The following is a 13,257-nucleotide window of genomic DNA, read 5'->3' on the forward strand; positions in this document are numbered from 1 at the left end:
TCAGGAGACTGTATGTCCACTTTCGCGCAAATGATTGAAAACATCACCCCGGAAATCTACGAGAGCCTGAAACTGGCCGTGGAAATTGGCAAATGGTCGGATGGCCGCAAGCTCACTGCCGAGCAGAAAGAGCTGTCGCTGCAGGCGGTCATCGCCTGGGAAATGAAAAACCTGCCTGAAGACCAGCGTACCGGCTACATGGGCCCGCAGGAATGCGCATCGAAGTCCGCGCCGATCGCCAACATTCTGTTCAAGTCGGACTCGGTACATTGATCGAACTCGCTCGTGGCTCGTTGAGCAAAATGGCGGTAAGCCTGCAGGCGCCGGTGGTGCAGTACAGCTTCCGCCTGGATGACACACAGGTGCCGGTCAACCCGCTGATCGGCCAGCGTCTGCGCCTGGAATACCTCGGCGCCATTCACTGCAGCCATTGCGGCAAGCGCACCAAGACCAGCTTCAGCCAGGGTTACTGCTACCCCTGCATGACCAAGCTGGCCCAGTGCGATGTGTGCATCATGGCCCCGGAAAAATGCCACTACGACGCCGGCACCTGCCGCGAACCGTCGTGGGGTGAACAGTTCTGCATGACCGACCACGTGGTCTACCTGGCCAACTCTTCGGGGATCAAGGTCGGCATCACCCGCGCCACCCAGTTGCCCACCCGTTGGCTCGACCAGGGTGCCAGCCAGGCCCTGCCGATCATGCGCGTGGCTACTCGTCAGCAGTCGGGCCTGGTCGAAGACGTGCTGCGCAGTCAGGTGCCGGACCGCACCAACTGGCGTGCGCTGCTCAAGGGCGACGCCGAGGTGCTCGACCTGCCGGCCATCCGCGAGCAGATCTTCGATGCCTGCGCCGACGGCCTGCGCGAGCTGCAGGGGCGCTTTGGCCTGCAAGCGATCCAGCCGCTGCCCGATGCCGAAGTGGTGCAGATGAAGTACCCGGTCGAGGCCTACCCGAAAAAGATCGTCAGCTTCAACCTCGACAAGGACCCGGTGGCCGAAGGCACGCTGCTGGGCATCAAGGGCCAGTACCTGATCTTCGACACCGGTGTGATCAACATTCGCAAGTACACGGCCTACCAGTTGGCCGTGCTCCAGTAAAAAGGACCTGCACATGCGTACCGAACAACCGCAAGTGATCTACCTCAAGGATTACCAGGCGCCCGAGTACCTGATCGACGAGACGCACCTGACCTTCGAGCTGTTCGAGGACCACACCCTGGTTCACGCGCAACTGGTCATGCGCCGCAACCCGGCACGCGGTGCCGGCCTGCCGCCACTGGTGCTCGACGGTCAGCAGCTGGAATTGCTGCGGGCCTCGCTGGACGACCTGGAACTGCAGGCGGGCGACTACCAGCTTGAAGCCGACAGCCTGACGCTGCACCCCAAGGCCGAGCGGTTCACCCTCGACACCAGCGTGAAGATCCACCCCGAGAGCAACACCGCGCTGGAAGGCCTGTACAAGTCGGGCAAGATGTTCTGCACCCAGTGCGAGGCCGAGGGCTTCCGCAAGATCACCTACTACCTCGACCGCCCGGACGTGATGAGCACGTTCACCACCACGGTGATCGCCGAGCAGCATCGCTACCCGGTATTGCTGTCGAACGGCAACCCGATCGGCAGCGGGCCGGCCGAAGACGGCCGCCACTGGGCGACCTGGGAAGACCCGTTCATGAAGCCGGCGTACCTGTTCGCCCTGGTGGCCGGCGACCTGTGGTGCGTAGAGGACACCTTCACCCGCCAGTCCGGCCGTGACGTGATCCTGCGCATCTATGTTGAACCCGAGAACATCGACAAGTGCGACCACGCCATGGTCAGCCTGAAGAAGTCCATGCGTTGGGACGAAGAAGTCTATGGCCGTGAATACGACCTGGACATCTTCATGATCGTCGCGGTAAACGACTTCAATATGGGCGCCATGGAAAACAAGGGCCTGAACATCTTCAACTCCAGCTGTGTGCTGGCCCGTGCCGAGACCGCCACCGATGCCGCGCACCAGCGCGTCGAAGGCGTGGTCGCCCACGAGTACTTCCACAACTGGTCGGGCAACCGTGTCACTTGCCGTGACTGGTTCCAGCTGTCGCTCAAAGAAGGCTTCACGGTATTCCGCGATGCCGAGTTCAGCGCCGACATGAACTCGCGCACGGTCAAGCGCATCGAAGACGTCGCCTACCTGCGCACCCACCAGTTCGCCGAAGACGCCGGCCCCATGGCCCACCCGGTGCGCCCGGACAGCTTCATCGAAATTTCCAACTTCTACACCCTGACCGTGTACGAGAAGGGCGCCGAAGTGGTGCGCATGGTGCGAACCTTGCTGGGTGCCGAAGGCTTCCGCAAGGGCAGCGACCTGTACTTCGAACGCCATGATGGCCAGGCGGTGACCACCGACGACTTCATCAAGGCCATGGAGGATGCCAACGGCGTCGATTTCACCCAGTTCAAACGCTGGTACAGCCAGGCCGGCACCCCGCGCCTGGAGGTCAGCGAAGCTTATGACGCCGCTGCGCAGACCTACAGCCTGACGTTCCGCCAGAGTTGCCCGCAAACCCCGGACAAGGCTGAAAAACTGCCGTTCGTGATCCCGGTGGAGCTGGGCCTGCTGGACGCCGCAGGCAACGACCTGCCGCTGCAACTGGCCGGTGAAGCGACGGCGCAGGGCACCAGCCGCGTGCTGTCGGTGACCGAAGCCGAGCAGACTTTCACCTTCCAGCGCATCCAGGCCAAACCGCTGCCATCGCTGCTGCGTGGCTTCAGCGCCCCGGTGAAGCTGAGCTTCCCCTACGACCGCGACCAGCTGATGTTCCTGATGCAGCACGACAGCGACGGCTTCAACCGCTGGGAAGCGGGCCAGCAGTTGTCGGTGCAGGTGTTGCAGGAGCTGATCGGCCAGCATCAGCGCGGCGAAGCGCTGAAGCTCGACCAGCGCCTGATCACCGCCCTGGACACCGTGCTCGGCAACGAGTCGCTGGACCCGGCCATGGTTGCCGAAATGCTCTCGCTGCCGGGTGAGGCCTACCTCACCGAGATCAGCCAGGTGGCCGATGTGGACGCCATCCACGCCGCCCGCGAATTCGCCCGCCAGCAGATCGCCGAGCAACTGTTCGACGCCCTGTGGGCGCGCTATCAGGCCAACCGAGAAGTGTCGCGCAGCACCGCCTATGTGGCGTCTGCCGAGCACTTTGCCCGCCGCAGCTTGCAGAACATCGCCCTGTCGTACTTGATGCAGAGCGGCAAGCCGCAGGTGCTGGAAGCGACCCAGGAGCAGTTCGAGCACTGCGACAACATGACCGAGCGCCTGACCGCGCTGGCAGTATTGGTCAACTCGCCGTTCGAAGCCGAGCGTGCCAAGGCGCTGGAAGCCTTTGCCGAGCACTTCAAGGACAACCCGCTGGTCATGGACCAGTGGTTCAGCGTGCAGGCGGCAAGCGCCTTGCCGGGCGGGCTGGCGCGGGTCAAGGCGCTGATGCAGCACCCGGCGTTCACCTTGAAGAACCCGAACAAGGTGCGTGCGCTGATCGGTGCTTTTGCCGGTCAGAACCTGGTCAACTTCCATGCGGCCGATGGCTCGGGGTATCGCTTCCTGGCGGACCTGGTGATCGAGCTGAATGCACTGAACCCGCAGATTGCTTCGCGCCAACTGGCGCCGCTGACCCGCTGGCGCAAGTATGACGAGGCGCGCCAGGCCCTGATGAAAGGTGAGCTGGAGCGGATTCTCGCTTCTGGTGAGCTGTCCAGTGATGTGTACGAGGTTGTGAGCAAGAGCCTGGCTTAAGGGCCAAGGGGGCTGCGCAGCAGCCCCCGGCATTCCCGGATAACAAAACATAACACCCCGCCCGTTGTATTCCCGCAAACATCCCCGCTACGATCCCCTCAAGCTATTGCAGGCCTCTAGATCAGGCTTTTCGCAGTACCTGCAATGCATTGACCCACCAACAAGAACACAACAGGGGGCAGTCATGAGGGAACAGCTACAGGCGCCAGCCAGGCGTGGTACCTGGCCATGGGCGGCCAGCGCAGTGCTGGCACTGGCATTGGGGGTGTGGGCCGACAGTGCCCAGGCCGCCGGGGCCGACGAATATTCCACCGAATCGGCCAAGGCCAGCCAAAGCCTGTTGATCGGCGCCACCCATGCTGGCAAGCGCCTGGTGGTGGTGGGTGATCGTGGCCATATCCTGTTCTCCGATGACCAGGGCAGCACCTGGACCCAAGCCCGTGTACCGACCCGGCAACTGCTCACGGCGGTGTACTTCCTCGACGACAAGCGTGGTTGGGCAGTCGGCCATGACGCGCAGATCCTCGCCAGCAGCGACGGCGGCGCGACCTGGAGCAAGCAATACGAAGACCTCGCCCGTGAAGCCCCCTTGCTCGATGTCACCTTCCTCGACGCCCAGCACGGCTTTGCCGTGGGGGCCTACGGCGCCTTGCTGGAAACCACCGACGGTGGCCAGCACTGGCAAGACGTGGCCGAGCGGCTGGACAACCCCGACCAGTTGCACCTGAACGGCATCGCTCGGGTGCGCGAAGCCGGCCTGTTCATCGTCGGCGAGCAGGGCGGCATGTTCCGCTCCGCCGACAACGGCCAGACGTGGGCCAAGGTACAGGGCCCCTACGAGGGCTCGCTGTTCGGCGTGATCGGTACCGCCAAACCGCAAACACTGCTGGCCTACGGCCTGCGCGGCAACCTGTTCCGCTCCAGCGACTTCGGTGACAGCTGGCAGCCGATCGAACTCAAGGCCGCACGCGGTAACCTCGAATTCGGCCTGGCAGGCGCTACGCTTGTCGATGATGGCAGCCTGGTGCTGGTCGGCAATGGCGGCAGTGTGTTGCGCAGCACCGATGATGGGCAAACCTTCCGCGTGTACAACCGTGCCGACCGCATCGCCCTGGCCGGCGTCAGTGGCTTGGCCAACGGCGGCCTGCTGTTGGTGGGGCAGGGTGGCGTACACCTGGCTGATGCCCAGGGCGCCGAGGGGGTGAGCCGATGACCAGCAGGGAGAGCATTACCATGCACCCGCATCACCAGGACAAGGCCACGCTGCTTGAACGCCTGATCTTCAACAATCGCCCCGTGGTCATCGCCCTGTGCGTGCTGGTCAGCATTTTCCTGTTCTGGCAGGCCACGCAGATTCGCCCGTCCACCAGCTTCGAGAAGATGATCCCGCTGCAGCACCCGTTCATCGAGCAGATGATGGAGCACCGCAACGACCTGGCCAACCTGGGCAACACCGTGCGCATCTCGGTGGAGGCGGTGAACGGCGATATCTTCGACAAGGACTACATGGAGACCCTGCGCCAGGTCCATGACGAAGTGTTCTACATCCCCGGTGTCGACCGTGCCGGGCTGAAGTCGCTGTGGAGCCCCAGTGTGCGCTGGAGCGAGGTCACCGAAGAGGGCTTCTCCGGTGGCGAGGTAATCCCCAACACCTACAACGGCTCGCAGGACAGCCTCGACACCCTGCGTGACAACGTGCTCAAGTCCGGCCAGGTGGGGCGCCTGGTGGGCAACAACTTCAAGTCCAGCATCGTCGATGTACCGCTGCTGGAAAGCTATCCCGACCCGCAAGACCCAGGCAAACAGGTGAAACTGGACTACCAACAGTTCTCGCACCTGCTTGAAGAGAAGGTCCGCGACAAGTTCCAGGCACAAAACCCCAATGTGAAAATTCACATCGTCGGCTTCGCCAAGAAGGTCGGTGACCTGATCGATGGCCTGGTGATGGTGGCGATGTTCTTCGGCGTCGCGCTGGCCATCACCTGGGTACTGCTGTACTGGTTCACCTGGTGTATCCGCAGCACCATCGCCGTGCTCATCACCACCCTGGTGGCGGTGGTCTGGCAGCTGGGGCTGATGCATGCGGTGGGCTTTGGCCTGGACCCGTACTCGATGCTGGTGCCGTTCCTGATCTTCGCCATTGGTATTTCCCACGGGGTGCAGAAGATCAACGGTATTGCCTTGCAGTCGAGTGACGCCGACAACGCCCTGACCGCGGCACGGCGTACCTTCCGCCAGCTGTTCCTGCCGGGGATGATCGCTATCCTTGCCGACGCGGTGGGCTTCATCACCTTGCTGATCATCGACATCGGGGTGATTCGCGAGCTGGCCATCGGCGCCTCCATTGGCGTGGCGGTGATCGTGTTCACCAACCTGATCCTGTTGCCGGTGGCCATTTCCTACGTTGGCATCAGCAAGAAGGCCATCGAGCGCAGCAAGAAGGACGCGACGCGCGAGCACCCGTTCTGGCGGCTGTTGTCGAACTTTGCCAGTGCCAAGGTGGCGCCGGTTTCGGTGCTGTTGGCACTGGTCGCCTTCGCCGGTGGCCTGTGGTACAGCCAGAACCTGAAGATCGGCGACCTCGACCAGGGCGCGCCGGAGTTGCGCCCTGACTCACGCTACAACCAGGACAACAACTTCATCATCAGCAACTACTCGACCAGCTCCGACGTGCTGGTGATCATGGTCAAGACCCCGTCGGAGAAGTGCTCTGTCCACTCGACCATGGCACCGATCGACGAGCTGATGTGGACCATGCAGAACACGCCGGGCGTGCAGTCGGCTATTTCCCTGGTGACCGTGTCCAAGCAGGTGATCAAGGGCATGAACGAGGGCAGCCTGAAATGGGAAACCCTGTCGCGTAACCCGGACATCCTCAACAACTCCATTGCTCGTGCCGACGGCCTGTACAACGGCGACTGCTCACTGGCACCCGTGCTGGTGTTCCTCAACGACCACAAGGCTGAAACCCTGGAGCGGGTTACCGCCGTGGCCAAGGCGTTTGCCGACAGCCACAACAAGGAGGGCCTGCAATTCTTGCTGGCAGCGGGCAACGCCGGGATCGAGGCTGCGACCAACGAAGTGATCAAGTCAGCCGAGTTGACCATCCTGATCCTGGTGTACATCTGCGTGGCAGTGATGTGTCTGATCACCTTCCGCTCGTTCGCCGCCACGCTGTGCATCGTGCTGCCGCTGGTGCTGACGTCGGTGTTGGGCAACGCACTGATGGCCTACATGGGCATCGGGGTGAAGGTGGCGACCTTGCCGGTGGTGGCGCTGGGTGTGGGAATTGGCGTGGACTACGGTATCTACATCTACAGCCGCCTGGAAAGCTTCCTGCGCGCCGGCTTGCCGTTGCAGGAAGCGTACTACCAGACCCTGCGTTCGACCGGTAAAGCGGTGTTGTTCACCGGTTTGTGCCTGGCCATCGGCGTGTGCACCTGGATTTTCTCGGCGATCAAATTCCAGGCGGACATGGGCTTGATGCTGACCTTCATGCTGCTGTGGAACATGTTTGGCGCGCTGTGGCTGCTGCCGGCCCTGGCGCGGTTCCTCATCAAGCCTGAAAAAATGGTGGGCAAGGAGGGTGGGTCGATTTTCGCCCATTAAATGGCAGGGGGCCGCTTTGCGGCCCCAGGTTATAATGCCGTCACTTCTTCCACAGGTACCCCCATGTCCCCCCTCGCCAACGCCCTGCAGTCCTGCGACATGCTCCTCATCGACGGCCTGCACGCCTTCGACTTCACCGCCGATGAGTCCGGCCTTACCATCGAATGCATGGACGGCCGCCAACTGCGCCGCTGGTCATTCACCCCCGAGCAAGTCGCCGGCGCCGTTGCCACCGGCGATGAGTGGCAACTCAACGATGCCAACGGCGCGCATCGGCTAGTCTGTATGAGTGCCTTTCGCGCCCCGGATGAAGACCAAGATGAACCGGACCTGGACGAGCCTGCTGACCGCTAGCCTGATGAGCCTGACAATCAATGCCCACGCCGCCACCTTGCTGGTGGGCAGCTACACCGATGGCGCCAGCCAGGGTATCTACCGCTACCAGTTCGATGAAAAGGCCGGCCACATCGACCCCACACCGCAACAAGTGGTGAAGAGCGTCAGCCCTTCATGGCTGGTGCTGTCGGCCGACCAGCGCCTGCTGTTCGCGGTCAATGAAACCCAGGGTGGGCATGCCAGTAGTTTCAGCGTCAGTGCCAAGGGTGAGATCAAGCCGCTCAACCAGGTGGCCACCCAAGGTGACGAACCGACTCACGCCAGCCTCAGCCGTGACCAGCGTTACCTGTTTGTGGCCAACTACGCGGTCAAGCCCGACCCCGGCGGCAGCCTGGTGGTGATCCCGGTGGCCAAGGACGGCAAGCTCAAGGCCGTGGTGCAACAGGCCCGGCACAAGGCAAGTGGGGTCAACCCCGAGCGTCAGGCCGGTGCCCACGTGCATTCACTGGTGCTGTCGCCCGATGGCCAGCATGTGTATGCCTGCGACCTGGGTGCAGACAAGGTGTTCATCTACCGCTACGACGGTGCCAGTGTGGACAAGCCGTTGAGCCCGGCAATCCCGGCCTCGGTGGACTTGCCGCCAGGTAGCGGGCCGCGTCACCTGCTGTTTGACGCCAAGGGCCGGCATGCCTACCTGACGCTGGAAATGAGTGGCGAAGTGGTGATGTTCGATGTCAAGGACGATGCCTTGCTCGAGCGCCAGCGCTTGCCGCTGGCCGAACAGCAGGACCCTGCGGCCAAGGCGGCGGGAGGCTTGCACCTGTCGGCGGATGGGCGCTTCCTGTACGTGAGCAATCGCGGAACGGCCAACGAAATCGTTGTGTTCAGTGTGGGCAAGGACGATGGCCAGTTGGCGTTTCTGCAACGTCGCTCGGTGGAAGGTGATCATCCCCGTGAGTTTGCCCTGGACCCCAGTGACAACTTCCTGCTGGTGGCCAACCAGAAGAGCAACCAGATCGTGGTGATGCGCCGCGATCCGCGCAGTGGCAAGCTGCTGGAGACGGTGCAGACACTGAAGCAGGAAGCACCTTCGGACCTGAAGTTCATCGAGTGATATCGATCGGCGTGATAATCGATACTGCTGCAATGAATTTTTGCGTTCGGCGTCGGCGGCGTAAGTTTGACCCAAGGCCCAAACGGGCCACTGTCAAACCACCGCCGTCGAGGTCAGCCCAGATGAACTTCAATCTCTTCCCGGTCATTGCCGCATCCGCCATTTCCGCATCGGTCGTACTGCCAGCGCACGCCCATGCCGACAGCAGCGGCAAGGCTTCTGCAACCCACAGTTACACCGAGCAGTACCTGCGCCAGAGTGCCAATTTCCATGCGGCCCTCAGTGGCAAGCACAACCACTGATGCCAAGCCTCACGCGTACCCTGTGGGAGCGGGTTTACCCGCGAACAAGGGCGAAGCCCTTGCCATGCACCGCGCGACCTGCTTCGCGGATAAATCCGCTCCCACAGGGCTCCGCGTAAAGTCGAAAGCTGATTACTTGGCCATTACCGACTTAAAAAGCTCCGAAGCCAGCCACCCCTCCAGCCAGCTCCGCACTTGCGGATAAGCCGCCTCGGCGAACCACTGCGGTTCGACCCCGGCAAACTGGCGCATCAGGGGTAGCAACGCGGCATCGGCGAGGCTTGGGTGATCGGCCAGCAAATAGGCTCGCCCCGTCAGCAGGCCTTCGAGTTCCGCCAACCAGGCTTCGGCCTGTTGGCGGTAATGCTCGCGGGGATACGCCGGGTAACGCTCGGCATACTTGTACAGGTTCACCTGCGCCTTGAACGTAGTGTCGTTGCGCGCAATCAGGGCTTCAGCGTGCTGCGCCGCCGCAGGGTCTGCTTGCAGTTGCCAATCCTGCGGGTCATTTTGCGCCAGCGCCCAGCGCATGATGTCCAGGCTCTCTTCCAGCACTCCGGCACCGGTATTCAGCACCGGCACCGTGCCTTTGGGCGACAAGGCCAGCAATTCTGCCGGCTTGTTCTTCATCGCCACCTCGCGTACTTCCACCGCGCAGCCGGCGTAGCGCAGGGCCAGGCGCGCGCGCATGGCCCAGGGGCAGCGGCGGAACGAGTAGAGGATCACCCACACACCTCCACGTCACTCAGGCCATTACCCTGGCGCCGCACCTGGATCTGCACCGGGATTCGCTCGTGCATTTCCTGCACGTGGGAAATCACCGCCACCTTGCGGCCTTGGGCCTGCAAGCCGTCGAGGGCGTCCATGGCAAGTTGCAACGACTCGGGGTCGAGGCTGCCGAAGCCTTCGTCGATGAACAGCGATTCGATGCGCAGGGTGCTGGAGGCCATTGACGCCAGGCCCAGGGCCAGGGCCAGCGATACCAGGAAGGTTTCCCCGCCCGACAACGAGTGCACCGAACGCAGTTCGTCGCCCATCTCGGTATCCAGTACCAGCAGGCCCAGGGCACTGCCGCCGCGCTTGAGGCGGTAGCGGCGGGCCAGCTGGCGTAGCTGGGCGTTGGCGTGGTGCAGCAGCAGGTCGAGGTTGTAGCCTTGGGCAATCTTGCGGAACACGTCGCCCGAAGCCGAACCGATCAGGTCATTCAGGCGACCCCAGCGTTGCCATTGCTGGCGAGCCTCATCGATTTCTGCCGCCAGTGCTTGGTGGGCCTGCTGCCGGCGCTGGTCGTCGGCCTGCAGCGCGCGCAATTCTGCGCACTGTTGCTCGTGCAGGGTCAGGCGCTCGCGTAGCTCGGTCAGGGCTTGCTCCAGGGCTTCGACCGAGGTGTCCACGGTCATTTGCGCGGCGTGCTGCTGCAGGCGCTGCTCACGTTCCTGCAGCAGCACCCGGCCTTGTTCGATGGCCTTTTCAGCGTTTTGCAGGCGCTGGCGCAGTTCATTCACCTGGGCATCATCCATGCCCAGCAGGCGGTCCAGCCCGGCGTCATCCAGTTCCGGGTGCTCGCTGCGCCATTGGGCGATCTGGCCCTGCAACTGCTGGCATTCGCTGGTCAGCGCCTGTTGCTGCTGGGCATTGGCCTTGAGCTCGCTGGCCAGTTGTACGCCCTGGGTGCGCAGTTCCTGCAGGCGCTGGGCGGTGTCGGCGTCAAGGGCACGGGCTTGCTCCAGCGCGGTGTCCATGTGCTGTTGCCAGGCTTCGGCGCTGGCATGTTCGCCGAGCAGCTCGCCGAGCGAGGCCTGGGCTTGCTGGCGTTGCTCGTCGAGGGTAGCCAGCTTTTGTTGCAACTGCTGCTGGCCTTGCACGCGCGCCTGTTGTTGGTCGCGCAGTTTGTCCAGCTGGGTTTGGCGGGCTTGCTGTTCTTCCTGTTCGTCCTTGCGCTGTTCCAGGTGTTGCCGGCGCAGGGCAATTTGCTGGTCAAGGGCCAGGAAGGCATTGGCCGGGTCTTCGTTCAGGGCCTTGAGGGCTTCCTCGGGCAGAACCCCGGCCAGGTCGCTCAGGCCTTGCTGCAACTGCTGCTCATCGTTGGCCAGGGCCTGGTGCTGTTGCTCCAGGTGGCGCTGGGCCTGCTGCTGGGCGTCGTGGGCGGCCTGCAGTTGCTGGTTGAGGCGGGCGGCGTCTTTTTGTAGGGCTAGCAGGACTTTTTGGCGCTTCTCGTCCTGGCCGATGTGTTCGTCCAGGCGCCGCAGTTGGCTGTCGAGCCAGGTGCTACGGGCGATGTCGTCCTGCGGGGCGAGGGCAGGCCACAGGCTGTGCGCCTGTACCTGGGCCACTATTGGCTGCAGCTGTTCGCTCAGGTGTTGCTGTTGCTGCTGGTAGTCCTTGAGTTGAGCATTGACCACACCCAGCTGGGTACGAAGCTCCACCAGTTTGCTGTTGAGGCTTTCGACCTGTTTCTGGGCGGCGTCTTCTTCGGCCTGGTCATGGCGGCCCAGGCTCTGCAGCAGCGCTTCGGGCTGATGGAACGGGTGTTCGGCGCTGCCGCATACCGGGCAGGGTTCGCCGTCGCGCAATTGGCCACGCAGTTCTTCGACGCTGGTGTTGCGTGCCAGGCGCTGGCGCTCCAGCAACTGGCGGGTGAGGGTGAGCGCCTGTTCGGCGGCCTCCAGCTCGGCCTTGGCGGCGGTGCCCTCGGTAATCAGCTGCTGGCGCTGCTGCATGGCCTGCTGCTGCCGTTCGCGCGCGGCGTCCAATTGCTGGCGCAGCTCCCGTTCACGGGCGTGCAGGCGCGACAGTTCCTCGACGGCGCGCTGCTGCTTGCGGTTGTCCTGCAGCATGCCGCCCAGCAGGTCGATCTGCTCGGCAAGGGCCTGTGGTTCGGCCTTGGCCTCGCGGAACAGCAGGTCGTAGGCGTCACGCTCGGCCTGCAAGTGCGCATTGGCCTGGCTGGCCAGGGCCTGCAGGCCGGGCAGCTCGTCGCGGCCTTTGCTCAGGCGGCCGCCTATCAGCATCACCTGTTTAAGTTGCGGCAAGTAGGCGTGCCAGGCATCGGTCAGGCCCGCCAGGTGCTGACTGTCGGCAAGCGCGGTGTCGATCTGTGCCAGTTGCTGCAGGCTGCGCTGCTGATTGTCTTCCAACTGCTGCAGCTGCTGCTGGCCGTCAGCGACTTGCTGTTCAGCCTGTTGGTTGCTGCTGCGCTGGGTGGCCAGCTCCTGGTCCAGGCGGGCCAGGTTGTCCTGGGCGGCAAAGGCCTGGCGCAGGCGTGGGGTGTTTTCGCCATGCTGGGCCTGGCGATCGGCCAGCGCTTGGCGGGCAGCGTTCAGCGCCTGTTCCAGCTCGTGGGTACGCACCTGCAGTGCGTCTTGCTGCTGTTGCAGCTCGGCAATTTTCGCGGCCACTGGCGCCAGTTGTGCGCTGAGTGCCTGTTGGCGATGAAATTGGTGACGTTGTGGCGCCAGGCGCTCCAGGCGTACCAAGTCCAGGCGGGGTTCGGCCAGCAACTGCCAGCCCTGTTCAGCGGCCTGCAGTGCGGTGCCGGCTTCGACGTGCTGGGCTTGCAGCTGGCGTTGCTCATTCAGCCAGCTGCGTTGCTGCTCAAGTTGGCGCTCGCCGGTTTGGTCGGCCTTGAACTGTTGCTGCGCCTGCTCCAGGCGTTGGTCGAGCTCGGTACGGGCTTCGACGGCCATCGGCAACAAGTGGCTGGCGCGGTCATTCAGGGCTTTGTGCGCCTCGCCGGCTTCACGCGCCTTGCTGAAGGCGCGCTGGCCCAGGCGGGTGTAGATGGCGGTGTTGGTGAGCTTTTCCAGCAGTTCGCTGCGCTCTTTGTCGTCGGCCTTGAGGAACGCGCCGAACTCGCTCTGGGCCAGCATCACTGCACGGGTGAACTGCTCGAAGTTCAGGCCCAGACTGGCCTCGACCAGTGGTTTGAACTCGTTCTTGGCGCTGGCCAGTACTTGCTCGCTGTCGAGATCGTAGAGGCTCTGGCGGCTAAGTTGCAGTTTGCCGTTGGCTTTGTCGCGGGCGCGGTTGGCTTCCCAGCGGGCACGGTAGCGGCGGCCATCGATGCCGACGAAATCGACCTCGGCAAAACCGCTGCCGGTGCCACGGCGCAGCAGGTTGCGCGGG

The 13,257-nt window shown here is 63.3% G+C and carries 10 protein-coding genes; 8 read left to right on the forward strand and 2 right to left on the reverse strand.

What is annotated here, in order from left to right:
- Positions 1-12 precede the first annotated feature (12 nt).
- From APH35_RS16130 to APH35_RS16165, 8 genes are all read left to right on the forward strand, one after another.
- Complete coding sequence (locus APH35_RS16130; RefSeq protein WP_003260154.1) at positions 13-273, forward strand: YeaC family protein; 261 nt, start codon at positions 13-15, stop codon at positions 271-273.
- Positions 270-1,100, forward strand: a complete 831-nt coding sequence (locus APH35_RS16135; protein ID WP_012271219.1) for a DUF2797 domain-containing protein — start codon at positions 270-272, stop codon at positions 1,098-1,100. The genes APH35_RS16130 and APH35_RS16135 overlap by 4 nt, the downstream gene beginning before the upstream one ends.
- A gap of 13 nt (positions 1,101-1,113) precedes the next feature.
- The gene (pepN, locus tag APH35_RS16140) at positions 1,114-3,771 is read left to right on the forward strand and encodes an aminopeptidase N (RefSeq protein WP_060515091.1); all 2,658 of its coding nucleotides are present in this window, start codon (positions 1,114-1,116) and stop codon (positions 3,769-3,771) included.
- A gap of 184 nt (positions 3,772-3,955) precedes the next feature.
- A complete protein-coding gene (locus tag APH35_RS16145; RefSeq protein WP_060515092.1) occupies positions 3,956-4,984 on the forward strand; it encodes a WD40/YVTN/BNR-like repeat-containing protein in 1,029 nt (342 codons plus the stop codon).
- A 20-nt stretch (positions 4,985-5,004) separates the two neighbouring features.
- The gene (locus APH35_RS16150; RefSeq protein ID WP_041166422.1) at positions 5,005-7,380 is read left to right on the forward strand and encodes an efflux RND transporter permease subunit; all 2,376 of its coding nucleotides are present in this window, start codon (positions 5,005-5,007) and stop codon (positions 7,378-7,380) included.
- Positions 7,381-7,443: 63 nt separating this feature from the next.
- Positions 7,444-7,734, forward strand: coding sequence for a DUF5629 family protein (locus APH35_RS16155; RefSeq protein ID WP_060493366.1), 291 nt, complete (start codon positions 7,444-7,446; stop codon positions 7,732-7,734).
- Positions 7,700-8,830, forward strand: coding sequence for a lactonase family protein (locus APH35_RS16160; RefSeq protein WP_226343015.1), 1,131 nt, complete (start codon positions 7,700-7,702; stop codon positions 8,828-8,830). The genes APH35_RS16155 and APH35_RS16160 overlap by 35 nt, the downstream gene beginning before the upstream one ends.
- A gap of 122 nt (positions 8,831-8,952) precedes the next feature.
- Positions 8,953-9,132 carry a hypothetical protein gene (locus APH35_RS16165; protein ID WP_012271225.1) on the forward strand — a complete coding sequence of 60 codons (180 nt, stop codon included), beginning with the start codon at positions 8,953-8,955 and terminating at the stop codon, positions 9,130-9,132.
- Positions 9,133-9,264: 132 nt separating this feature from the next.
- Here the strand turns inward: APH35_RS16165 and APH35_RS16170 are convergent, their stop codons facing one another.
- Positions 9,265-9,858, reverse strand: a complete 594-nt coding sequence (locus tag APH35_RS16170) for a glutathione S-transferase (RefSeq protein WP_060515094.1) — start codon at positions 9,856-9,858, stop codon at positions 9,265-9,267.
- Positions 9,855-13,257, reverse strand: a 3,403-nt coding sequence (locus APH35_RS16175) for an SbcC/MukB-like Walker B domain-containing protein (RefSeq protein WP_060515095.1), incomplete at its 5' end; no start/stop codon positions are given. The genes APH35_RS16175 and APH35_RS16170, both read right to left, overlap by 4 nt.

Source organism: Pseudomonas sp. NBRC 111132 (assembly GCF_001320565.1).
GTDB classification, from domain to species: domain Bacteria; phylum Pseudomonadota; class Gammaproteobacteria; order Pseudomonadales; family Pseudomonadaceae; genus Aquipseudomonas; species Aquipseudomonas putida_P.

Coding starts and splice junctions, on each gene's coding strand:
- APH35_RS16130 (WP_003260154.1), top strand. CDS start 13: ATGTCCACTTTCGCGCAAATGATTGAAAACATCACCCCGGAAATCTAC.
- pepN (WP_060515091.1), top strand. CDS start 1,114: ATGCGTACCGAACAACCGCAAGTGATCTACCTCAAGGATTACCAGGCG.
- APH35_RS16145 (WP_060515092.1), top strand. CDS start 3,956: ATGAGGGAACAGCTACAGGCGCCAGCCAGGCGTGGTACCTGGCCATGG.
- APH35_RS16150 (WP_041166422.1), top strand. CDS start 5,005: ATGCACCCGCATCACCAGGACAAGGCCACGCTGCTTGAACGCCTGATC.
- APH35_RS16155 (WP_060493366.1), top strand. CDS start 7,444: ATGTCCCCCCTCGCCAACGCCCTGCAGTCCTGCGACATGCTCCTCATC.
- APH35_RS16160 (WP_226343015.1), top strand. CDS start 7,700: ATGAACCGGACCTGGACGAGCCTGCTGACCGCTAGCCTGATGAGCCTG.
- APH35_RS16165 (WP_012271225.1), top strand. CDS start 8,953: ATGAACTTCAATCTCTTCCCGGTCATTGCCGCATCCGCCATTTCCGCA.